The 21,069-nt window shown below is 72.8% G+C and carries 20 protein-coding genes and 1 riboswitch; of the genes, 12 read left to right on the forward strand and 8 right to left on the reverse strand.

The window, feature by feature from the left end:
• Positions 1 to 51: 51 nt before the first annotated feature.
• The 5 genes from WFH32_RS09260 (at position 52) to WFH32_RS09280 (ending at position 4,618) form a co-directional block, all read left to right on the forward strand.
• Positions 52 to 795 carry a glutamine amidotransferase gene (locus WFH32_RS09260; protein WP_336707066.1) on the forward strand — a complete coding sequence of 248 codons (744 nt, stop codon included), beginning with the start codon at positions 52 to 54 and terminating at the stop codon, positions 793 to 795.
• Positions 795 to 1,778: a ribokinase gene (locus WFH32_RS09265; protein WP_336707067.1), complete on the forward strand. Its 984-nt coding sequence runs from the start codon at positions 795 to 797 to the stop codon at positions 1,776 to 1,778. Before WFH32_RS09260 ends, WFH32_RS09265 begins: the two co-directional genes overlap by 1 nt.
• Before the next feature lie 151 nt (positions 1,779 to 1,929).
• Entirely contained in the window at positions 1,930 to 3,018 is a 1,089-nt protein-coding gene (locus WFH32_RS09270) for a DMT family transporter (protein WP_191796788.1), read from the forward strand.
• Positions 3,015 to 4,064 carry a phosphotriesterase family protein gene (locus tag WFH32_RS09275; protein ID WP_336707068.1) on the forward strand — a complete coding sequence of 350 codons (1,050 nt, stop codon included), beginning with the start codon at positions 3,015 to 3,017 and terminating at the stop codon, positions 4,062 to 4,064. The genes WFH32_RS09270 and WFH32_RS09275 overlap by 4 nt, the downstream gene beginning before the upstream one ends.
• Positions 4,065 to 4,180: 116 nt before the next feature.
• Positions 4,181 to 4,618 (forward strand): YdeI/OmpD-associated family protein, encoded by a 438-nt coding sequence (locus WFH32_RS09280; RefSeq protein WP_336707070.1) that lies wholly within the window; start codon positions 4,181 to 4,183, stop codon positions 4,616 to 4,618.
• A gap of 33 nt (positions 4,619 to 4,651) precedes the next feature.
• Here the strand turns inward: WFH32_RS09280 and WFH32_RS09285 are convergent, their stop codons facing one another.
• Together WFH32_RS09285 and WFH32_RS09290 are read right to left on the reverse strand one after the other, a co-directional pair.
• Positions 4,652 to 6,079, reverse strand: a complete 1,428-nt coding sequence (locus WFH32_RS09285; protein ID WP_336707072.1) for a serine hydrolase — start codon at positions 6,077 to 6,079, stop codon at positions 4,652 to 4,654.
• 67 nt (positions 6,080 to 6,146) lie between these two features.
• Positions 6,147 to 6,416 (reverse strand): DUF4235 domain-containing protein, encoded by a 270-nt coding sequence (locus tag WFH32_RS09290; RefSeq protein WP_138822447.1) that lies wholly within the window; start codon positions 6,414 to 6,416, stop codon positions 6,147 to 6,149.
• Between the two features lie 171 nt (positions 6,417 to 6,587).
• Positions 6,588 to 6,714: riboswitch (TPP riboswitch) on the forward strand.
• 58 nt (positions 6,715 to 6,772) lie between these two features.
• On the opposite strand from WFH32_RS09290, the gene WFH32_RS09295 reads away from it, so the two are divergent.
• The 6 genes from WFH32_RS09295 to WFH32_RS09320 all read left to right on the forward strand — a co-directional run bounded on the left by WFH32_RS09295 (position 6,773) and on the right by WFH32_RS09320 (position 13,123).
• The gene (locus WFH32_RS09295; protein ID WP_191796792.1) at positions 6,773 to 7,864 is read left to right on the forward strand and encodes a thiamine ABC transporter substrate-binding protein; all 1,092 of its coding nucleotides are present in this window, start codon (positions 6,773 to 6,775) and stop codon (positions 7,862 to 7,864) included.
• A gap of 2 nt (positions 7,865 to 7,866) precedes the next feature.
• Positions 7,867 to 9,579 carry an ABC transporter permease gene (locus WFH32_RS09300; protein ID WP_191796816.1) on the forward strand — a complete coding sequence of 571 codons (1,713 nt, stop codon included), beginning with the start codon at positions 7,867 to 7,869 and terminating at the stop codon, positions 9,577 to 9,579.
• Positions 9,579 to 10,841, forward strand: a complete 1,263-nt coding sequence (locus tag WFH32_RS09305) for an ABC transporter ATP-binding protein (RefSeq protein WP_336707073.1) — start codon at positions 9,579 to 9,581, stop codon at positions 10,839 to 10,841. Before WFH32_RS09300 ends, WFH32_RS09305 begins: the two co-directional genes overlap by 1 nt.
• Positions 10,842 to 11,072: 231 nt before the next feature.
• Positions 11,073 to 11,399, forward strand: a complete 327-nt coding sequence (locus tag WFH32_RS09310) for a DUF4235 domain-containing protein (RefSeq protein ID WP_191796794.1) — start codon at positions 11,073 to 11,075, stop codon at positions 11,397 to 11,399.
• Between the two features lie 210 nt (positions 11,400 to 11,609).
• A complete protein-coding gene (locus WFH32_RS09315) occupies positions 11,610 to 12,230 on the forward strand; it encodes a dihydrofolate reductase family protein (protein WP_336707075.1) in 621 nt (206 codons plus the stop codon).
• A 212-nt stretch (positions 12,231 to 12,442) separates the two neighbouring features.
• The gene (locus WFH32_RS09320) at positions 12,443 to 13,123 is read left to right on the forward strand and encodes a hypothetical protein (protein WP_336707077.1); all 681 of its coding nucleotides are present in this window, start codon (positions 12,443 to 12,445) and stop codon (positions 13,121 to 13,123) included.
• A gap of 110 nt (positions 13,124 to 13,233) precedes the next feature.
• On the opposite strand, the gene pgi is transcribed toward WFH32_RS09320, so the two are convergent.
• From pgi to WFH32_RS09345, 5 genes are all read right to left on the reverse strand, one after another.
• A complete protein-coding gene (gene pgi, locus WFH32_RS09325) occupies positions 13,234 to 14,949 on the reverse strand; it encodes a glucose-6-phosphate isomerase (protein ID WP_336707079.1) in 1,716 nt (571 codons plus the stop codon).
• A gap of 278 nt (positions 14,950 to 15,227) precedes the next feature.
• Positions 15,228 to 16,451 (reverse strand): GNAT family N-acetyltransferase, encoded by a 1,224-nt coding sequence (locus WFH32_RS09330; protein ID WP_336707081.1) that lies wholly within the window; start codon positions 16,449 to 16,451, stop codon positions 15,228 to 15,230.
• 67 nt (positions 16,452 to 16,518) lie between these two features.
• Positions 16,519 to 17,700, reverse strand: coding sequence for a GNAT family N-acetyltransferase (locus WFH32_RS09335; protein WP_336707082.1), 1,182 nt, complete (start codon positions 17,698 to 17,700; stop codon positions 16,519 to 16,521).
• Entirely contained in the window at positions 17,697 to 18,830 is a 1,134-nt protein-coding gene (locus WFH32_RS09340) for a GNAT family N-acetyltransferase (protein WP_336707084.1), read from the reverse strand. Before WFH32_RS09340 ends, WFH32_RS09335 begins: the two co-directional genes overlap by 4 nt.
• A 121-nt stretch (positions 18,831 to 18,951) precedes the next feature.
• Positions 18,952 to 19,218 (reverse strand): GlsB/YeaQ/YmgE family stress response membrane protein, encoded by a 267-nt coding sequence (locus WFH32_RS09345; protein ID WP_191796801.1) that lies wholly within the window; start codon positions 19,216 to 19,218, stop codon positions 18,952 to 18,954.
• Between the two features lie 309 nt (positions 19,219 to 19,527).
• Between WFH32_RS09345 and WFH32_RS09350 the strand changes: the two genes are divergently transcribed.
• The gene (locus tag WFH32_RS09350; RefSeq protein WP_030150200.1) at positions 19,528 to 19,896 is read left to right on the forward strand and encodes an RNA-binding S4 domain-containing protein; all 369 of its coding nucleotides are present in this window, start codon (positions 19,528 to 19,530) and stop codon (positions 19,894 to 19,896) included.
• A 166-nt stretch (positions 19,897 to 20,062) separates the two neighbouring features.
• Here the strand turns inward: WFH32_RS09350 and WFH32_RS09355 are convergent, their stop codons facing one another.
• Entirely contained in the window at positions 20,063 to 20,809 is a 747-nt protein-coding gene (locus WFH32_RS09355) for a lytic polysaccharide monooxygenase (RefSeq protein WP_225228251.1), read from the reverse strand.
• Positions 20,810 to 21,069: the final 260 nt, after the last annotated feature.

Consider the following 21,069-nt stretch of genomic DNA (forward strand, 5'->3'; position numbering starts at 1 on the left):
CGCAACGTCGCCGATGTGCGGCCGAGCCCGAACCGTCTTGAGGAGAACCGCATGAGCCGCGTGCTGCTTGCCGGAGAGTCGTGGATCAATGCCGCGACGGACTACAAGGGCTACGACGCCTTCCCGCACGCCCAGCTGGAGATCGGCTGCGCCAAGCTGCTCGAGGCGCTCGCCGCCGAGGGGCACGACGTCACGCACCTCCCGTCGCACCTCGTCGCGACCGACTTCCCGTCGACGCTCGAGGAGCTCGACGCGTACGACGTCGTCCTCCTGTCGGACATCGGCGCCAACACCCTCCTGCTCCCGCCCGTCGTGTTCTCCGAGGGACGTCCCTTCCCGAACCGCATCAAGCTCCTCGCCGAGTGGGTGCGCCGCGGCGGCGGCCTCATGATGGCCGGCGGCTACCTCAGCTTCCAGGGCTTCCAGGCCAAGGCCAACTACCACGGCACCGCGGTCGAGGCCGTCCTGCCCGTCGAGATCCTCCCGTACGACGACCGCGAGGAGACCCCCGAGGGCATCAGCGGCGTCCTGACCGACGTCGAGCACCCCGTGACCACGGGCCTCGACGCGCAGTGGCCCATCCTGCTCGGCTACCAGAAGCTCACCGCCAAGGCCGACGCGACCGTCCTGGCGACGATCGAGGGCCGCCCGCTCGTCGCGGTCCGCACCGAGGGCGAGGGCCGCACGCTGGCCTTCGCGTCCGACATCTCCCCGCACTGGGCCCCCCGCGAGTTCATGGAGTGGTCCGGCTACGGGAAGCTCTTCGGCCAGGCGATCACCTGGCTCGCAGGCTGATGAGCGCCCACCCCGAGGGCGGGGTCACCCCCGCCCTCGCCCCGCAGGTCGCGGCCTCCCCGGAGGTGACGGTCGTCGGCAGCCTGAACATGGACATCAGGCTGACCGTCGACCGGATCCCGCGCTCGGGCGAGACCATCAGCGCGACCGGGCTCAAGCGCTCGCCCGGCGGCAAGGGGGCCAACCAGGCCGTCGCCGCCGCACGCCTGGGCCGTCGCGTCGCGATGGTGGGCGCCGTCGGGGACGACGACGCGGGCCGTGCGATCACGGCCCGTCTCGTGGCCGAGGGACTCGACGTCGCGTCGGTCGCGGTGTCCGAGCAGCCCACCGGCACCGCCGTGATCCTCTGGGAGCAGCCCGAGTCCACGATCGTCATCGAGGCGGGCGCCAACGCCGACGTCGACGAGCAGTTCGTCGACTCGCGCGACGCCGCGGTCCGGGCCGTCGCCGACGCGCAGGTCGTCCTGTGCCAGTGCGAGACCCCGCTCGGTGCGCTCGCCGCCGTCACGCGCCTCGCGACCGGCACGACGATCCTCAACCCGGCCCCCGCGGTCCCGGTCCCCGCCGAGATCCGCGACCGGTTCGACGTCCTGGTCCCCAACCGGTTCGAGCTCGCGACCCTCGCGGGCGCGCCCGAGGCCCCCGAGACCCTCGCCGACGTCGTGGCCATGGTGCGAGGGCTCGCCTTCCCGGGCGACGTCGTCGTGACCCTGGGGGCCGACGGCTCGGTCGTGGTGCCTCGCGACGGCCTGCCGACCCCCGTCCCGGCCGTCCGCGTCGACGCGATCGACACGACCGCCGCGGGCGACAGCTTCTGCGCGGCGCTCGCCGACGGGCTCCTGCGCGGCGAGGACCTCGTCGGAGCCGCCCGCTGGGCGGCCCGCGTCGCAGCCGTCACCACCACTCGCGACGGGGCCATCGAGTCCCTGCCGCTCGCCGACGAGGTGCCCGCCGCACCGCAGGACCCCACGCCGGAGCACTGACCCTCACGACCCGTCCGACCGCACGACCCCCACCCAGCACCACCCGCACGACCCCCACCCAGCCCGACCACTCAGCGTCGACCCAGGGCTGGCCGTTCGATCGGTCCACCGATCCGACGTACCGTCGAAAGATGAAAGGCACGGCCAAGCAATGAAGCACACCACGCCGGAGACGGCCTCCCGCTCGGGAGGCGCCCAGACGGTCGCCCCGTCGCAGCGCAACAAGGTCAAGAGCACAGCGACCGCGCTCCTCGTCCTCGCGACCGTCCTCGCCGGAGCCCTCGGCCCCATGCAGGCCGCGGTCAACGGTCAGCTCGGCAAGACGATCGGTGACGGCCACGCGGCCGCCCTCATCTCGTTCGGCACGGGCCTGGTCCTGATGTTCGTCATCGTGTTCGCGCGCCCCGTGACGCGGCGCGAGGCGCTGGCGATCCCGAGCCTCATCAAGGGCCGCACGATCCCGTGGTGGAACTTCCTCGCGGGTCTCTGCGGCGCCGTCATCGTCCTCTCGGAGGGCGTCACGGTCGGTGTCCTGGGCGTCGCGACGTTCCAGATCTCGCTCATCTCGGGTCTGGTCATCTCGGGCGTGATCTGCGACCGCCTCGGTGTCACGGCCTCGGTCAAGCAGCCGCTCACGTTCTTCCGCCTCGCGGGCGCGGTCCTCGCGATCGTCGCGACCGTCATCGTCATCTCGCCGAACTTCTCGACCCCGCACACGATCGCCCTCGCGATCATGCCGTTCGTCGGCGGTCTCCTCGCCGGCTGGCAGCCCGCCGGCAACGCCGCGGTCGCCGACGCCACGGGTTCGATGCTCGTCTCGATCGGGTGGAACTTCCTGGTCGGCTTCACGGCCCTCGGCATCGCCTACGGGATCCGCGCCATGACCTCGGGCGTCGACTTCCAGCTGCCGCCCACGTGGTGGATGTACCTCGGCGGCCCGCTCGGCCTGCTCTCGATCGCGCTCATGGCGCTGCTGGTCCGCGGCCTCGGGCTGCTGCTCCTGGGCCTCGCGTCCACGGCAGGTCAGCTCGTCGGTTCGCTCCTGATCGACTGGGCCGTCCCGTCGCTCGGGCACACGATCTACGCGGCCACGATCATCGGCACCGTGATCGCGCTCGTCGCGGCGGTGATCGGCATGATCCCGTCCGGGAAGTCGACCGAGGCGCCCGCCGGGAGCGGTGACGCAGGAGTGACCGCCGCCGTCGGCGGTGGTGAGGCAGGAGAGGTGAGCCCGCGATGAACATCACGCCGGCCGGATTCGTCCAGACGGTCACCGGACGCGTCGCCGTGGCGGACCTGGGACTGACCCTGCCCCACGAGCACCTGTTCAACGACCTGTCGGGGGTGCTCGACGCACCCAGCTACGAGTTCTCCCGGGCCGTGGTCCGCGAGCCCGTGTCCGCGTCGGTCGCCTGGGCGCTGCGCCAGGACCCGTACTGCTGCGCCGACAACATCGCCGACAAGCCCGTCGCCGCGGTCGAGGCGGAGATCCGCAGCTTCGCGGCCCTGGGGGGACGGACCGTCGTGGACGCGACGTCGAGCGAGGCGATCGGGCGCAACCCCGAGCGCCTGGCGGACGTCGCGAGCCGCACGGGCCTCAACGTCGTCATGGGCGCGGGTGCCTACCTCGAGAAGTTCGAGGGCGAGCGCATCACGGCCCAGGCCATGGACGCACAGGCCGCGGCGATCTCGCGCGAGCTGTCCGACGGCGTGCGGGACACGGGCATCCGGCCCGGCGTGATCGGGGAGATCGGCGTCTCGCCGGACTTCACCGCGGGGGAGCGGGCGTCGTTGCGGGCCTCGGCCCTGGCGCAGCTCGAGCACCCGCACGTCGCGATGCAGATCCACCTGCCCGGCTGGCAGCGTCGCGCGCACGAGATCCTCGACCTCGTGCTCGACGAGGTGGGAGTGCGACCCGAGAAGGTCGTGCTGTGCCACATGGACCCCTCGGCCGAGGATCCCGAGTACCAGCGGGCCGTCGCGGAGCGGGGGGTGTGGCTCGAGTTCGACATGGTCGGCATGGACATCACCTACCCCAAGGAGGGCGTCTCGCCCGACCCGCACACCACGGCGGGCGCGGTGCACCGGCTCATCGAGGCGGGGTTCGCGGGCCAGGTGCTCATGAGCCACGACGTGTTCCTCAAGCAGATGTGGGTGCAGAACGGCGGGAACGGGTTCGCGTACGTGCCCACGGTCTTCACCGAGATGCTCGCGCAGCGTGGGGTCGAGCGCGAGGTGCTGCGCCGTCTGACGCACGAGAACCCGGCGGCGATGCTCACGGCGTGACGGCGACCGGTTGACTGGGTGGCCGCGAGGCCCGGTTCCCCCCACCCGGCCCGACGACGGGGCGAGCGTCGAGCGGTCGGCGCGCCACGTCGTCGGGCCGGTGGAAGAGTCGGCCCATGCGATTCCGGACGGCGATCCTCCAGAGCGGCAAGACGGCCACCGGCATCCCCGTGCCCGACGACGTGGTCGCCGCGCTCGGCGCGGGCAAGCGCGTCCCCGTGCGCGTCACGGTCGGCGGGCACACCTACCGCAGCTCGGTCGCGCCGTACCAGGGCCGGTTCATGATCGCGCTCAGCGCGGAGAACCGGGAGGCCGCCGGGGTGTCGGGCGGGGACGAGGTGGACGTCGAGATCGAGGTCGACGACGCACCGCGCGAGGTCGCCGTGCCCGACGACCTCGCGGCAGTCCTCACGGTCGAGGCGCGCACGGCGTTCGACGCGCTGTCGTTCAGCCGCCGGCGCGCACTGGTCGAGCCGATCGAGGCCGCGAAGACCCCTGAGACCCGGCAGCGGCGCATCGACAAGGCGGTCGCGGAGCTGGCTCCCGGCACGTAGGGCCCTCGACGTGGAAGGCGCTGCGCGAGGCCCCTACTTCGAGCCCGAACCCGCCACGCCACCCAGCAGCGCGAAGGCGCTCTCCGCGGTGTCGACCAGCACGGTCGGGCTCGCGGTCACAGCCGGGTCGGTGGCCGCGAGCTGCACGGTCACGACGTAGCTGCCGCCCTCGGCATCCTCCGCGAGCCACGATCCGGCCAGCACGCCCGGCGCGCTGCCACCCTTGAACGCGACGTAGGGCCACGCCTCGGCGTCCACCTCGATGCCGGGGTTGACCGAGAGCACCTCGCGCACGATGGGGTCCTGCTCGCCGCGCTCGTGCAACCAGACGTGTGCGGCGCACAGGTCCGACGACGTCGCGAACCAGTCGACGTCGTCCTGCCAGACGGGCGTGGTCACTCCCGCAGGGTCGACGTCGAGGGGGCCGCCGGGCAGCGCGTCGAGCATCGCGCGGCGCTCCGCGGTGCTTGCCGCCCCCCACGCGGAGGCCTGCGACGGCGTTCCCCAGGCGATCGCGAACGCGTCGCGGGTCGTGAGGAACGGGGTGTTGAGCGACGGGTCCGCGTGTCCCAGCGCGGCCTGCGCGCGTTCGACCGCGTCGCGCCCCACGGCCTGGACCAGCAGGTCGGTCGCGGTGTTGTCGCTGATCGAGATCATGAGCCCGGCCGCCTCACGCACCGTGACCACGGTGCCCGTGGGCGCGTCCTGGAGCTGGCCCGCGGGCAGCGACCGCACGTCGTCGGTCACGGTGAGCGCGTCGTCCCAGGTCAGCGTCCCGGCCTCGACGGCCTGCGACACAGCGCCCAGCACGTAGAGCTTGAAGATCGAGCCGAGCGGCAGCACCTCGTCCGCGTCCGAGCCGCCGGGGGCCTCCTCGACCGGCCGGCACGTCCCGTCGTCCAGGACCTGGGCCACGAGCAGCGAGCTCCGCGCGTCCACGGCGTCGAGACGTTCGCCCAGCTCGTCCCAGCTCTCGGCGGGCTCACGGTGCGGGTCGTCGCCCGGGCCGAAGAACAGGGTCTCGATGCGGCTGTCCGCGTCGACCCCGATCTGCATCGTGAAGAACTGACCGCTCGCGCCGACGATCGTCAGCGCGGCCTGCTGCTCGCCCGGGTCGACCGCGTCGACCGAGACCGGCACCCACTCCTGGTCCGCGCGGAGCTGCTCCAGGACGGGCACGAGCTGTGCGGCGGGCACCTGGTCCAGGAACGACCGCGCGAACCGCCGCTCGAGCGTCGCGGCGTCGGGGGACGCGTCCGCGTTGAGCACCTCGAGGGCCCACCCTGCCGCCTTGCCGACGGTCCCGCCCGGCAGCGCGACCGCGGTCGGTGCCACGTTCGGCGTGGGTGACACCTCGGAGCCGGGACCGGTCGACGAGCACCCGGTCAGTGCGAGCCCCGCGACGAGGAGGCCTCCTACGAGGGACGAGCGGCGGCGTCGGGCAGCAGAAGGGGAGGGCATCGGGACACCCTACGGAACACCCCTCGCACGGCGGGGGCGGACCCGCCGGGGCCGCCCGACCTCGACCTCAGGACGCGCGCGCGACGAACCGCTTCACGACCCGCTTGGCCTCGCGGCCCGCGAACCGGCGCGCGAACACGCTCGCAGCGGCCGCCGCGGCGGCGAACGTCACGGCGCTGATGATGCCGACCTCCGGGTCGTCCAGGTCCTTGGGTGCGTCGTGCCCCGTGGCCTTGGCCCACGCGTAGCTCACGGCCTTCTGCGCGATCCAGCCCGCGGCCAGCGTCAGCGCGACGGTCGTGACCTTCTCGGCGAGGGTCTGCTCGTTCTCGGCCATGTGTGTTCCTCCGGTGAGGGTGAGGCGGGCGGGGTGGGACCGCCGTCGTTCCCGCAGGCCCGACGGCGAAGCTCACGTCCCACCGTAGCCGTCCCCGGGGCCGGGCACGCCCCGGGCGACGTCACACGCCGGAGCCCTGTCTGCGGCGTCGGGCCGCGGTGTAAAGTCGCAGGTGAACGACAGGGGAGCGCCGACCGCCCGGGAGACACCGGGCAACGGGCGCTGAGAGTGCGGACCACCGCAGACCCTCGAACCTGATCCGGTTAGCACCGGTGGAGGAAGTCGGGCTTCTCTAGCCTCGCTCACGGGACCTCCCGTGCGCGAGGTCCCCCTCCTGTGACGTCCAAGGAGGACACGTGAACACCATCAGTACCCGCCGCACCACCCCCCGCAGGCTCGGCCTGGGGCTCGTCGGCGGGATCGGCGCGCTGGCCCTCGCGGCCTGCGCAGGCACCACCGACGCGGGATCGGGCGAGAGCGGGTCGAGCGCCGCGAGCAGCACCGTCACCCTCGTCACGCACGACTCGTTCAACGTCAGCGAGGACGTCCTCGCCGCGTTCGAGAAGGAGTCCGGGCTGACCGTCAAGCAGGTCGCCCCCGGCGACGGCGGGGCGCTCGTCAACCAGCTCGTCCTCACCAAGGACTCGCCGCTGGGCGACGTCGTGTTCGGCATCGACAACTCGTTCGCGACGCGCGCGATCGACGAGGGCGTGCTCGCGCCCTACACGCCCGAGGGCCTGGCCGACTCGGCCGCGCAGTACGCGATCGGCGACGGCGCGCTCACGCCCGTGGACCTGGGCGACGTGTGCGTCAACGTCGACCACTCCTGGTTCGCCGACAAGGGCCTCGCCGAGCCCGTCACCCTCGACGACCTCACGAAGCCCGAGTACAAGGACCTGCTCGTCGTCACCAACCCCGCGACGTCGTCGCCCGGGCTGTCGTTCCTGCTCGCGACCGTCGGCGCGTACGGCGAGGACGGCTGGGAAGGCTACTGGGCCAAGCTCAAGGACAACGGCGTCAAGGTCGTCGACGGCTGGTCCGACGCCTACTCGGTCGACTTCTCCGGCTCCGAGGGCAAGGGCCCTCGCCCCCTCGCGCTGTCCTACTCCACGTCCCCGGCGTTCACCGTGTCCGAGGACGGCACCTCGACCAGCACGGGCGCGCTGCTCGACACCTGCTTCCGCCAGGTCGAGTACGCGGGCGTGCTCGCCGGCGCCGAGAACCCCGAGGGCGCCAAGAAGCTCGTCGACTTCCTCGTGAGCGACGCGTTCCAGGCCGACATCGCGGACAACATGTACATGTACCCCGCGAACGCGGACGTCGCGCTGCCCGAGGGCTGGGCCCAGTTCGCGCCGCTGTCCCCGAAGCCGTTCGAGGTCGCACCCGCCGACATCACGGCGCACCGCGACGAGTGGATCAAGGCGTGGACGTCGACGGTGATCGGCTGAGCATGATGCCCGTGAGCCGCGGCGTGCCTGCGGCCGTGCAGCGCGGCGGGCGGGTCCTCCTCTGGGGGCTCGCCGCCGGGCTGCCGCTGCTGTTCCTCGGGGTGTTCTTCGCGTGGCCCGTCGTGACCCTGGTCGCGCGCGGGTTCGTGACCCAGGACGCTGCCGGCGCCTCCTTGGATCTCTCCGGCTTCGCCGAGGTGTTCTCCGAGCCGCGGACCTGGCGCATCATCGGGCTCACGCTGTGGCAGGGCGTCCTCGGGACCGTGGTCTCGGTGCTGCTCGGCGTGCCCGGCGCGTACGTGCTGTACCGGTGCCGGTTCCGGGGGCGCACGTTCCTGCGGGCGTTCGTGACGGTGCCGTTCGTGCTGCCGACCGTCGTCGTCGGCGTCGCGTTCCGGTCGCTGCTCGTCGAGGGCGGGCCGCTCGGGTTCCTGCGGCTCGACGGTACGTTCGGGGCGATCGTCCTGGCACTCGTGTTCTTCAACTACTCCGTCGTGGTCCGCACGGTCGGCGGGCTCTGGGAGCACCTCGACCCGCGCGCGGAGGAGGCGGCCCGTGCGCTCGGCGCCTCGCCGTGGCGTGCGTTCCGCTCGGTGACGCTGCCGTCCCTGGCCCCGGCCATCGCGTCCGCGGCGTCGATCGTGTTCCTGTTCTGCGCCACGGCGTTCGGGGTCGTGCTCGTCCTGGGCGGCATCCAGTACGGGACCATCGAGACCGAGATCTGGATCCAGACCACCCAGTTCCTCGACCTGCGCACAGCAGCCGTGCTGTCCGTGGTGCAGCTCGTGGTCGTCGTGATCGCGCTGAGCGTCGCGAACCGGACCCGCTCCCGGCGCGAGCGCGCGCTCAACCTGTCCGCCGCGACGTCCGCCGCCCGGCCGTTGCGCCTGCGGGCCGACGCCGTCCCGCTCGCGGTGACCGCCGTCGTCGTGCTGGGTCTGATCGCGCTGCCGCTCGTCAACCTGCTCGTCCGGTCCTTCCAGACCCCCGCCGGGTGGAGCCTCGCGAACTACGCGAACCTCGGCACGACCGGCGGGCGCAACGCCCTGACCGTGACCGTGTGGGAGGCGACCGCGAACTCGTTGCGGACCGCGGCGCTCGCGACGCTCATCGCGGTCGTGATCGGGGGGCTCGTGGCGCTCGTCGTCTCGCGGCGTCCCCGGTCCCGCACGGGGCGGCGTGCGATCAGCGCGCTCGACTCGGTCTTCATGCTCCCGCTCGGAGTCTCGGCCGTCACGGTCGGGTTCGGCTTCCTCATCACGCTCGACAAGCCGCTCGGCCTCGACGTGGACCTGCGGACCTCGGGGCTGCTCGTCCCGATCGCCCAGGCCGTCGTCGCGATCCCGCTCGTCGTGCGGACCGTGCTGCCCGTGCTGCGCGCGATCGACCCGCGCCTGCGCGAGGCGGCCGCGACCCTCGGGGCGTCGCCCGCGCGCGTGTTCGCCGCGGTCGACGGGCCCATCGCGGCCCGGTCGCTGGGCCTCGCGATCGGGTTCGCGTTCGCGGTCTCGCTCGGCGAGTTCGGGGCGACGTCGTTCCTGGCCCGCCCCGACACCGCGACCCTCCCGGTCGTGATCTTCCGGCTCATCGGGCGGCCCGGCGCCGAGAACTACGGCATGGCGCTCGCCGCGAGCGTCGTCCTCGCGGTGCTCACCGCGACGGTCATGATGGTGGCGGAGCGCCTGCGCGGCGACCGCTCGGCAGGAGAGTTCTGATGGACGGAGCCCAGGTGGTGGAGCGAACGACCGGTGGTCCCACGGCGTCGCGTGACCCTCACGACGCGTCGGCCGGCCGGGGGCTCGCGGTGCGCGACGTCGTCGTGCACTACGCAGACCCCGCGTCCGGCAAGGGTCCCGGCACGACGGCGGTGCGCGGCGTGAGCCTCGACCTCGCCCCGGGCGAGGTGCTCGCGCTGCTCGGCCCGAGCGGGTGCGGCAAGTCGAGCCTGCTGCGCGCGGTGGCGGGGCTCGAGCCCGTGGCCGCCGGGTCCGTGTCCTGGGACGGTCGTGACCTCGCGGGCGTGCCCGTGCACCGGCGCGGGTTCGGCCTCATGTTCCAGGAGGGGCAGCTCTTCCCGCACCGCGACGTCGCGGGGAACGTGGAGTTCGGGCTGCGCATGGCGGGCGTGAAGCGACCGGCCGCGGCGGGACGGGTGGCCGAGCTGCTCGACCTCGTCGGGCTCGTGGGGTACGCGCAGCGACCCGTCGCGACGCTCAGCGGCGGCGAGCGCCAGCGCGTCGCGCTCGCCCGTGCGCTCGCCCCAGAGCCGCAGCTCCTGCTGCTCGACGAGCCCCTGTCCGCGCTCGACCGCGGGCTGCGCGACCGGCTCGCGGGCGACCTGCGGGCCGCGCTCGTCGCGACGGGGACCACCGCGCTGTTCGTCACGCACGACCACGACGAGGCGTTCACCGTGGCCGACCGCGTGGCCGTCATGGACGCGGGCCGGCTCCTCCAGGTCGCCGCGCCCGAGGACCTGTGGCGCGCGCCCGCGTCGCGGCGCGTCGCCGAGTTCCTGGGGTACCAGGCGTTCGTGCCGGTGCCCGTCCCCGATGAGGTGTCAGTACGCGCGAGAGACATGGCGCCCGCTGCTGCTGACGACTCGGTGACCGTGGGCGGCTCGGTGGGCCGGGGAGCCTCTGCGGGCCAGGGGGCGCTGCTCGCGATCGGCCCGACGGGGCTCGTGCTCGCGGCCAACGTGTCAGCACGAGCGAGCGATGGGAACCTCGCTGGTTCTGACAGGTCAGCGGGGTGGACGGGCACCGTCGTGCGCAGCACCTTCCGCCGCGGGCGCACCGAGGTCACGGTCGACCTCGACCTCGGTGCGGGGACGCAGCGCGTCGTCGCGCTCGGCTCGCCGCCCGGCGGCGCCACGGCACCCACGCCCGACGGCGTCACGCACCACCCGCTCGCGCCCGCACCGGGGGAACAGGTCCGGGTCGTGCTCGACCGTGCGGGCTGCGCGGTGGTCCCGGGCTGAGCCCGGGCGCCGTGGCCGAGAGGTGACGGGCGGACTCATGATCCGTCGGTCGCTCGGTCGCTCGGTCGCTCGGTCGCTCGGTCGAACATGCGGTCGGCGTTCGGAATGACGCCGAAACCGACGCCAACCGCATGCTCGCCGTCGGTAGGGGGGGCGAGGATGCGGTCGGGTTCCCAGGGCATCGGTGGTTCCCGCCCTGCGACCGAACCGCTCCCGCGTTAGCGTCGAAGGATGAGCGACGCCACGATCGACCACGTGTCCGACCACACCGAGGAGCACGGCGGCAAGGCCGCGAAGATCCTGTACCGGCCGTTCGGGCTGGCGAGCTCGATCATCGGCGGACTGATCGCCGGCCAGGTGTTCAAGCAGGTCTACAAGCGGGTCTCCCCGGGCCACCGCAAGGACGCCCCCACACCGCTCCAGTCCGAGTACCCGCTGCGCGAGATCCTCATCGCCTCGCTCATCCAGGGAGCGGTGTTCTCCGGGGTCAAGGCGCTCATCGACCGCGGCGGGGCGCGGGTCTTCCAGAAGTGGACGGGGGAGTGGCCGGGCGACTGACCGTCGCCGCGCTGGCGTCGCGCACGAGCGCCGCGCGCTGGGCCTGCGGCGCTGAGCCGTCCGGGACCCGCCACACGGAGAGCCCGACGGCGGCGCGCACCTGCGCGCGCCGCGAGCCCCTTCGCGTGCCACGGTGGGACCAGGGACCGATGACTTCGCGGCCCGGTCCTGGTCCAACCGTCGTACCGGCAGCCTCCGAAGGGACCCATCATGGCCAAGCTCGTCTCGACCCTGTTCATCTCGCTCGACGGCGTGGCAGAGATCGACCCCGCCTGGCACTTCCCGTACTTCGACGAGCACATGGGCGCCGCGGTCGACGAGGACTACTCGGGCGTCGACACCTTGCTCCTGGGGCGCGTCACGTACGACAGCTTCGCGGGCGCGTGGCCGGGGCGCGAGGAGGCCGGGGAGGAGGACGCCGTGTTCGCGAAGCGGCTCGGCGACGTGCGCAAGATCGTCGCGACCCGCGGTGACGCGGACCTCGGTTGGCGCAACACCGAGCGGATCGACGGCGACCTGGTCGAGTCCGTGACGACGCTCAAGGAGACCCCGGGGATCGCGAAGGTCCTCGTCGCGGGCTCGCTCTCGGTGGTCCGCCAGCTCCTCGCCGCCGGGCTCGTGGACGAGCTGAGCCTGCTCGTCCACCCCGTCGCCGCTCGCAAGGGCGAGCGGCTCTTCGACGAGGGGGAGCCGATCTACCCCCTGCACCTGCTGCGCTCCGAGGTCTTCCCCACGGGGGTCGTGCACCTGGTCTACGGTCCGAGCGCCTTGCCGGGCAGCGAGGACTACGACGACGTGAAGGACAAGGTGCCGGGCGGCGCGGAGGGCTGACCACCCGTTCGGCCGGGGCGCGGGGCGCGGGGCGCGGGACACGGGGCTCCGGGCGCGGAGTGTCCCCGACGGCGTGGCGCCCCGCCCTCGGGCCTGGAACACGTGGGACCGACGGCGTGGCGCCGCGCCCCGCCGTCGTGCCTGGAACACGTGGGCCGCGTCCGGCCGCGTCTCGACCGGACAGCTACCGACCATATGGTTGGATTTGACCGGTGAACTCGTTGCGGAGGCATGTCCTCACTGTTGTCCTGCCCGGTGTGCTCGGTGCGACCCTTCTGACGGGGTGCGCGTCACCCGCGGACGCCGGCGGCGAGGGCCCGGCGACCGACGCTCCCGCCCCCGCTGCAGCCACGGAGACCCCGTCGGCCTCTGGGGCGTGCGACCTGATCGGTGCCGACCAGGTGACCGCGCTGGCCGGTCAGTCCCTCGACGGCCCGGTCGAGACGACGGTCGCGGGCAACGTCGAGTTCCCCGCCTGCGTGTGGGGCGACCCGGCGGGCGCCACGGTCCAGGTGTCGCGCATCCCTGCCGAGGACTGGGCGCAGCAGCTGCCCGAGATGCTCCAGCAGCTCGAGGCCACCGGTCTCGTCGACGACGCGGAGAACACCCGCAAGATCCGCGAGGCGTCCGCGCTCGTCGGCACGGGCGAGAAGCTCGACGCGGTGCAGGCGTGCGAGGTCTTCTCGACGACGATCGAGATCGCGGGCGGCGAGCCGGGCCGGACCGAGACGGTCAACATCGTGCCCTCGCTCGAGGACCCGCAGGCGCTCACGGGCCAGTCGTGCCGCGACGGGATCTTCTCCTCCGTGCTCGTCATGAAGGACGGGATCACGGGCGCCGCCGAGGAGGTCGCGGTCGTCGAGCAGGCCCTCGCAGCGGTGGCGGCCCACTAGCCCCTGCCCCCCTGCCCCCCCCTGCCCCCCGGCGAGAACGGGGTTGAGGTCGTCCGGGAAAGCAGGACGACCTCAACCCCGTTCTCGACAGCCGGGAGACGAGCCAGTCGTCAGCTCCGCTGGTCCAGGTACCAGCCGATGAGCGCCTGCGTCGAGGGGTCCTGCTCGGCGAGCGCGCCCGCGTCGCCGGCGACGGCCGGCGCGATCTCGTTCGCGAGCTTCTTGCCGAGCTCGACGCCCCACTGGTCGAACGAGTCGATGCCCCACACGACGCCCTGGACGAACGTGATGTGCTCGTAGAGCGCGATGAGCTGGCCCAGGACCGAGGGCGTGAGCGCGGGCGCGAGGATCGACGTCGTCGGGCGGTTGCCCGAGAACACGCGGGCGCTCACGAGGTCCTCGGCCGTGCCCTCGGCGCGGACCTCGTCGGCGGTCTTGCCGAACGCGAGGGCCTTGGTCTGCGCGAAGAAGTTCGCGAGGAACAGCGAGTGGACATCGACGGGAGCGTCCGAGCCGGCCGCGTCGTCGGTGAGCGGGTGCGCCGGGTTCGCCACGGCGATGAAGTCCGCGGGGATCAGACGCGTGCCCTGGTGGATGAGCTGGTAGAACGCGTGCTGCCCGTTGGTGCCGGGCTCGCCCCAGAAGACCTCGCCGGTCTCGGTAGTGACGGGCGACCCGTCCCAGCGCACGGACTTGCCGTTGGACTCCATGGTGAGCTGCTGCAGGTACGCGGGGAAGCGGTGGAGGTACTGCGCGTAGGGCAGCACGGCGTGGGTGTGCGCGCCGAGGAAGTTGACGTTCCACACGTTGAGCAGGCCCATGAGCGCAGGCACGTTCTGGGCGATCGGGGTGGTGCGGAAGTGCTCGTCGATCGCGTGGAAGCCTGCGAGGAACTCCTCGAAGCGGGCCGGGCCGATCGCGATCGCGAGCGACGTGCCGATCGCGGAGTCGACCGAGTAGCGGCCGCCGACCCAGTCCCAGAAGCCGAACGCGTTGGCGGGGTCGATCCCGAACGCCGCGACCTTGTCGAGGGCCGTGGAGACCGCGACGAAGTGCTTGCCGACGGCCTCGGCCCGGGCCGCGTCGTCGGCGTCGTCAGCAAGAGCCTCGACCGCAGCCAGCTCGGTCCACAGCCAGTCGCGCGCGAGGCGCGCGTTGGTCAGGGTCTCGAGCGTCCCGAACGTCTTGGACGCGACGATGAAGAGCGTGGTGCGCGGGTCGAGGCCCGCAGTCTTCTCGGCGACGTCGGTCGGGTCGATGTTGGACACGAAGCGGACGTCGAGGTCCTCGGCCTTGTAGGGCAGGAGGGCCTCGTAGGCCATGACGGGGCCGAGGTCCGACCCGCCGATCCCGATGTTCACGACCGTGCGCACGCGCTCGCCCGTGATGCCCTTCCACTCGCCCGAGCGCACCTTGTCGGCGAACGCGTAGACCTTGGCGAGCTCGGCGTGCACGTCGGCGTCGACGTCCTGGCCGTCGACGACCAGCTCCGGGGTTGCCCCGGACGGGCGGCGCAGCGCGGTGTGCAGCACGGCACGGTCCTCGGTCACGTTGATGTGGTCACCGCGGAACATGGCGTCGCGGCGCCCGACCAGGTCGACGTCGTCCGCGAGGCGCACGAGCAGCGCGAGGGTATCGTCGGTCACGAGGTTCTTCGACAGGTCGACGTGGAGGTCGGCGGCGTCGAACGTGAGGCGGCCGGCGCGGCCCGGGTCCTGGGCGAACCAGGTGCGCAGGTCGGGGGACAGCGCGGCCTCGTGGGCCGTGAGGTCGGCCCAGGCGGGAGTGGTGGTGGCGTCGATCGGCGGTGTGCTCGCAGTGCTCACGATGGTCTCGCTGCTCCCTGGTCGGTGGGGGTCGTGGGGTGTCGCGGGGTCTTGGCCGGACCCGACAACCGTAGGCCGCGACCTGCACGGTTGTCCTGGCGGCTCACGGTGCGAGCGGTTGTGAGGTGCGCTGCCGGACAACCGTGCACCCCCGACGCCTCGGCCCGCTAGGAAGCACGAGGTAGACCTGTGCGCGCGAGGTAGAGCTCCGGGAGGTCTACCTCGCGCGCACAGGTCTACCTCGGCGTAGCGGCGGTGGGGGGTAGGGGGCCAGCGGGCTACGCCAGTCGCTTCCGCCACACTGCCGCGACGCCGACGGGCTCGAAGCCGAGCGCGACGTTGATCGCGAGCATGTGCTCGTTCTCCTGGGCGTTCCACGTGTTGATGCGTCGCTCGCCGGGCCGGCGCTCGGTGTAGGCGCGCAGGTTGGCGACCTTGACGAGCATCCCGAGCCGGTGGCCGCGGTGCTCGCGCAGCACGAGCGTGTCCTCCTGGAAGGCGAACGGGACGTCCGACACGGGGATCTGGAGCACCGAGAACGCGGTGAGCGTCCCGGTGGGGACGTGCTCGGCCACCGTGACGAGCACGTGCTGGTGGCGCCCGGCCATGTCGGCGAGATGGGAGCGGACACGGGCCGCGTCCCACGGGCTCTCCTCGACGTCCAGGTCTGCGGAGGGGACGTCCGTGCTCATGCGGGTCCAGAGGATCGCGACCTGGTCCTGCCATGCGGCCGGCACCTCGTCCCACCAGGTGTGCAGGCGGTAGTCGCTGCCCGCGGCCCGTGTCGCCTCGTGCTCGAGCGTGTCGAGCCGTGCGGGGTCGACGGGCACCCGCAGGACGGAGGCGCGCTCGACCTGTTCGAGCGCGTAGCCGTGCCCCAGGGCGAAGCGCGCCCCCGGGGAGTCGGCCGGCACCCTGCCGGCGCCGGTGGGGGCGTCGAGGGCGCCGGGGCCGGGAGGGGGCTCGGGAGAGTGGTTGCTCGGCACGATGACGGTGGTGCGCCCGTCGGCGCGGGCGATCTCCTCGGCGCGGGCCAGCAACGACTCGCCGATGCCTCGGCCTTCGAGCGTGGGCCGGACCATGAGCGTGACGTACGCGAGGTGGGGGTTGGCGTCGGTCGCGAGCCACACGATCGCGGCGCCGCCCACGTCCTGCGGCCTGGGCGCGGCCTCGCCGCCCGGCGTTCCCGGGCCGGTCGTTCCCGGTACCACCGGCTCGGGGAGCGCGAGGACCAGGACCTTGCGCTGGTACTCCTGGTGCTGGAGCGCGCCGAGCATCACGGGCAGCGGCGCCCACCAGTCGGTCCAGCCCCAGGTCGCGAGCTGCACGTCGTGCTCGATGTCGGTGTACGCCCGCACGGCCCAGACGTCGGGGTGGTCCAGGGCGGGCGGGGTGGGCGGCGCGTCGACCGTGCGCCACGTCGTGGTCGGCGGTGCGGGCGGTGGGGTCGGGCTCGCCGTCCAGGGGTCCTCGTGGCCAACGGCGGTGTCGGTGGTCGTCATGCGTCCACCCTGGCGGGCCCCGGCCCGGCCTCGCCACGCATTTTGCGTGCCTCGCGGACGGGCACCGTCACGCCAGCCGCAGCTGCCACTCCGCGGTGACGCTCGCGACCTCGAACCCGAGGGCCTCGTTGATCGCGAGCATGTGCCGGTTCTCCTGCGCGTTCCAGGTGTGGATGCGTCGGGACGAGGGGCGCACGAGGGCCAGCTCGTCGAGCACCGCGATCTTGACGAGCGTCCCGAGGCGGTGGCCGCGGTGCTCGCGCAGGACGAGGGTGTCCTCCTGGATGACGACCTCGGCGCGGTCGTGCGGGTAGGAGACCATCGTGAACGCGGCGAGCCGTCCCGACGGCACGTGCTCGGCCACCGCGACGAGGTATCCCTGGCCGCGGTCGGCGAACGACTGCGAGGCGACGCGTACCCGGTCGGCGTCCCACGGGTCCTCCTCGAGGTCGAGCCCGCCGCTGGGGGCGTCGGTGCTCATGCGGGTCTCGAGGACCGCGAAGTCGTCGATCCACGCCTCGGGGACGGTGTCCTGCCAGAGGTGCACGCGATAGTCGTCGCCCGCGGCGGCACGGGCGGCGTCGCGCAACGGGTCCACGACGTCGGCGCGGGGAGGCAGCGTGATCGTCGACTGCCGCATGACCTGTTCGAGCGCGAAGCCGCGCGAGAGCGCGAAGCGCGTGCCCGGGTCGTCGAGCGGCACGCGACCGCTGCCGGTCGGCGAGTCGAGCGCCCCGGGGCCGGGAGGGGGTTCGGGGGCGTGCGCAGAGTCGGACAGGAGCACGGTGCGCCCGGCGTCGCGCGCGATGCGCAGGCACTCCTCCCAGAGCGCCGCCCCGATCCCCTGGCCGCGGTGCGCGGGGGCGACCCCGACGTACACGATCGCGACGTGCGTGTTCCCCTTCTGGGGAAGGCCGACGAGCCCGCGCCCGACGACGTCGCTCGCTACCGGGACCTGGTCCGGTCCGCCCGTGGACGAGCCCGCGGCCCCGTCGGTCACGGCGACGAGCCGGACGTTGCGCTTGTACTCCTGCTGGGCCGTCATCGTGACGAGGACGGTCGCCGCGTCGAGACCGAGGTCGGCGTGCCCGTGGATCTCCCGGTCGATCGTCTCGCCCACGCGCGCGGTGCCGTGCACGGCCCACGCCTCGGGTGCGTCGAGCGAGTCCGGGACGGGGGCGCGCAGGACGCGCCACGCCGTCGGGCCGGAGAGCGATGCCGGAGCCGCGGCCTGCGACGGGCCGCTCACGCGCCCACCCGCTTCTGCCAGCCGGCGTACGCGCCCGCGGGCGCGAAGCCCAGGTCGACGTTGATCGCGAGCATGTGGTCGTTCTCCTCGGCGTTCCAGGTGTGGATGCGCTCGGTCGTGGGGCGTCGGGCGGCGAGCTCGTCGAGGTTCCGGACCTTGACGAGCATCCCGAGGCGGTGGCCGCGGTGCTCGCGCAGGACCAGCGTGTCCTCCTGGAACGCGAACGACGGGTGGTCCTTGGGGTAGGCGAACACGGAGAACGCGGCGAGCGTGCCCGACGGGACGTGCTCGGCGACCGTCATGAGCAGGCCGTCGCCCTTGCCCAGGAGCTCGTCGATCCATACGCCGACCCGCTGCGCGTCCCACGGGTCCTCGCGGTAGTCGATGTCGCCGTTCGGGGCGTCGGTGCTCATGCGCGTGAAGAGCGTCCCGACCTGCTCGCGCCACTCGTGCGGCACGTCGTCCTCCCAGACGAGGGGGCGGTAGTCCGGTCCCGCGGCGTCCCCTGCCTGCGCGCGCAGCCGGTCCAGGAGGGCGGGTTCGACGGGCAGCGGCAGGATCGAGTGCCGCTCGACCTGCTCCAGCGCGTAGCCCTTGCTCCGCGCGAAGCGGGGCCCGGGGTCGTCCGCCGGGACGCGCCCCGCACCGGTCCGGGCCTCGAGGGCGTGGGGGCCGGGCGGGGGCTCGACGCCGTGCTGGGTGTCGGTGAACAGGACGGTGCGGCCAGCGTCGACGAGGATCTTCTCGCCCGTCTCCCACAGCTCCGTGCCCAGTCCCTGGTGGCGGGCCGCCGGGCGCACCTGCACGTACAGCTCGCCCAGGTGTTCGTTGCTGCTCGTCATCATGAGGACGAACAGGTGGCCCAGCACGTCCTGTGGCCGGGGTGTCTCGGGTGCCTCCGCGCGGATCGCGACGAAGCGCTGCTTGGTCGCGTACTGCTGGTTGTCCATCCCGGCCAGGATGTCGCGGGCCTCGTTCGCGAGGTCGTCGTAGCCGTGGGCCTCGATCATGACCTCGGCCTCGATCTCGGCCACGCCGTGGTACGCCCACGCGTCGGGGGAGTCGAGGTCGGCGGGGTGCGGGGCCCGGGCGATGCGCCAGGTCGTCGTCGACTCGGTCGGATGGCTCATGTCCTCAGCGTCTCGCGCGAGGCGCGAGCGGTCCACGGGTTTTCGGGGTTTCGTGGGTGGCCGGCGCGGCCCGGGGGCCCCGGGCCGCGCCTCGTCAGGACGCCCGACGGCGCAGCGTGCGTCAGGCCTTCGACCTGCGTCCCGCGATGAGTCCCCAGATCAGCAGGACGACGAGCGACCCGACGAACGCCCAGAACCAGGTCGAGAACGACCAGAACTCCTGGTTGGGGTCCGAGCCGAACGCCCGGCCGATGAACCCGCCGACGAACGCGCCGACGACACCGACGATCAGGGTCACGACCCAGCCGCCCGCAGCCCTGCCGGGCATGATGGCGCGGGCGATCGCCCCCATGATGAGTCCGATCACGATCCACGACAGAAACCACATGGTCCACTCCGTTCGTCGAACGAGCTCGCCGGCCGACGACACGGTCGAGGCCGGACCGGCACCGTCGCCGGTCGGTTCCACCGTGGCACGGACGGGCCGGACACGCACGGCGATAGGGGACGATCCGCGCAAGGGTCTCGGGGCTGCTCCCGTCCGGAACCGGGTCCCGGGCAGCCGCGACGCCGGCGGCACGTGGGGGCGGCGCCGTCGGGCCGGGCTCCGCTGCGGTGGTCGGCGGGTCGCACCGGACCGTCGCGCGACGTGCGCCGCCTACGCTGGGGTGGTCCGACGTCGGGAAGGGAAGTGAGCATGCGGGTCGACAGCTGGCTCTGGGCGGTCCGCCTGACCAAGAGCCGTTCGGTCGCGACGGCCGCGTGCCGTGCCGGGCACGTCAAGGTCGACGGGGTGCGCGTCAAGCCGTCCGCGACCGTGCGCGTCGGCAGCACCGTGACGTACCGCGGGGGCGAGCGCGAGCGGATCGTGGAGGTCGTCGAGCTGCTCGCCAAGCGGGTCGGGGCACCCGAGGCCGCGAAGGCGTACGTCGACCACAGCCCGCCCGTGCTGCCGCGCGAGGCCGTGCCGTTCGTGCCCGTGCGCGACCGCGGCGCGGGGCGACCGACCAAGCGGGAGCGGCGCGAGATCGACAAGCTGCGGGGGCGCGAGCTGCCGCCGGTCTGATCTGCTGCGGCGAGACGGACCGGACCACCCGTCTCGCTCGGCCCGCCCCGGGCGGCGCCGCGCAGCACGACGCCCGGGCCTCCTGGTGTTCCAGGCGACCCGGGCGCGGTTCTGGTGCGGTGTCGGTCAGCCCCTTGTCCCCAGGGCCGACCGTTCGGTGCTCACGTCAGCAGGCGCCGAGGTCCTTCCACACGCCCCACTGGCCGCTCGTGCCGGGGTTCTCCCCGGTGTTCCACCACTTGGCCTCGTAGGTCTTGTTGTTGTAGGAGACGCGAGCGCCGCCCGTGTAGACCGAGCCGGCCGCCCAGGCAGGAGCCGTGCAGACGCCCGTCCCGGTCGTGCCGCCGGTGGTCCCGCCCGTGGTGCCACCCGTCGTCCCACCGGTGGTCCCGCCGGTCGTGCCACCCGTGGTGCCACCTCCGTTGACGGTGAGGTCGACGCAGTTGTAGAACGCGTTGACCGTGTTGGACACGTTCCAGCGAGCGAGGATCGTGTGGTTGCCCGAGGGCAGGTTGGTCAGCGTGTGCGAGATGTTGCTCGGGGGCTGGGCGCCGCCCTGGCTGAACGTCTGGTGCAGCTTGCCGTCGACGAAGTACTCCCACGTGCTCGTGTTGTGAGCCGCAGTGAGCTTCCACTGGAACGTCACCGTGCTGCCGACGCTCTTGCGCGGCCACGGCTTGCTGTTGTCGTCGAGGATCGAGAACCCGCTGCCGCCCGAACACTGCATCGAGCCCTTGGGCGCCTCGACGCTCTGCGGCTCGTACTTGACGCCGCCGCAGTCGAAGGACGTGGCACCGGTCGCGCAGTTGTCCTGCCTGCTGGGCGGTGACGTGATCCATCCGTGTGCCGAGGCGGCCGGGGCCAGCACGACAGGGGCCGCGATCGCGGCGACACCGAGGACGGCGGCAATCATTGCCGCGCGTAGTCGTCTCATCTTTTCTTCTCGCTCTCCATGGCAGTCGGTAGGGCCCCATTGCCGGGCGACCTACACATGTCGAATCGGACAACTTCGACGCTATGCAATGAAATCGGCATGCACAATCCGGTGAAGCACGTAGGGGGTCCTACGTAGGGCGCGAGAAATTCATTCGACCGGGAAATGGAAAAAGCGACGCCGGGTCAGGAATTCCTGACCCGGCGTCACCGGTATCACGCGACGACCAGCGCGTCACG

It is taken from the genome of Oerskovia sp. USHLN155, from assembly GCF_037145535.1.
Taxonomy (GTDB): Bacteria; Actinomycetota; Actinomycetes; order Actinomycetales; family Cellulomonadaceae; genus Oerskovia; species Oerskovia rustica.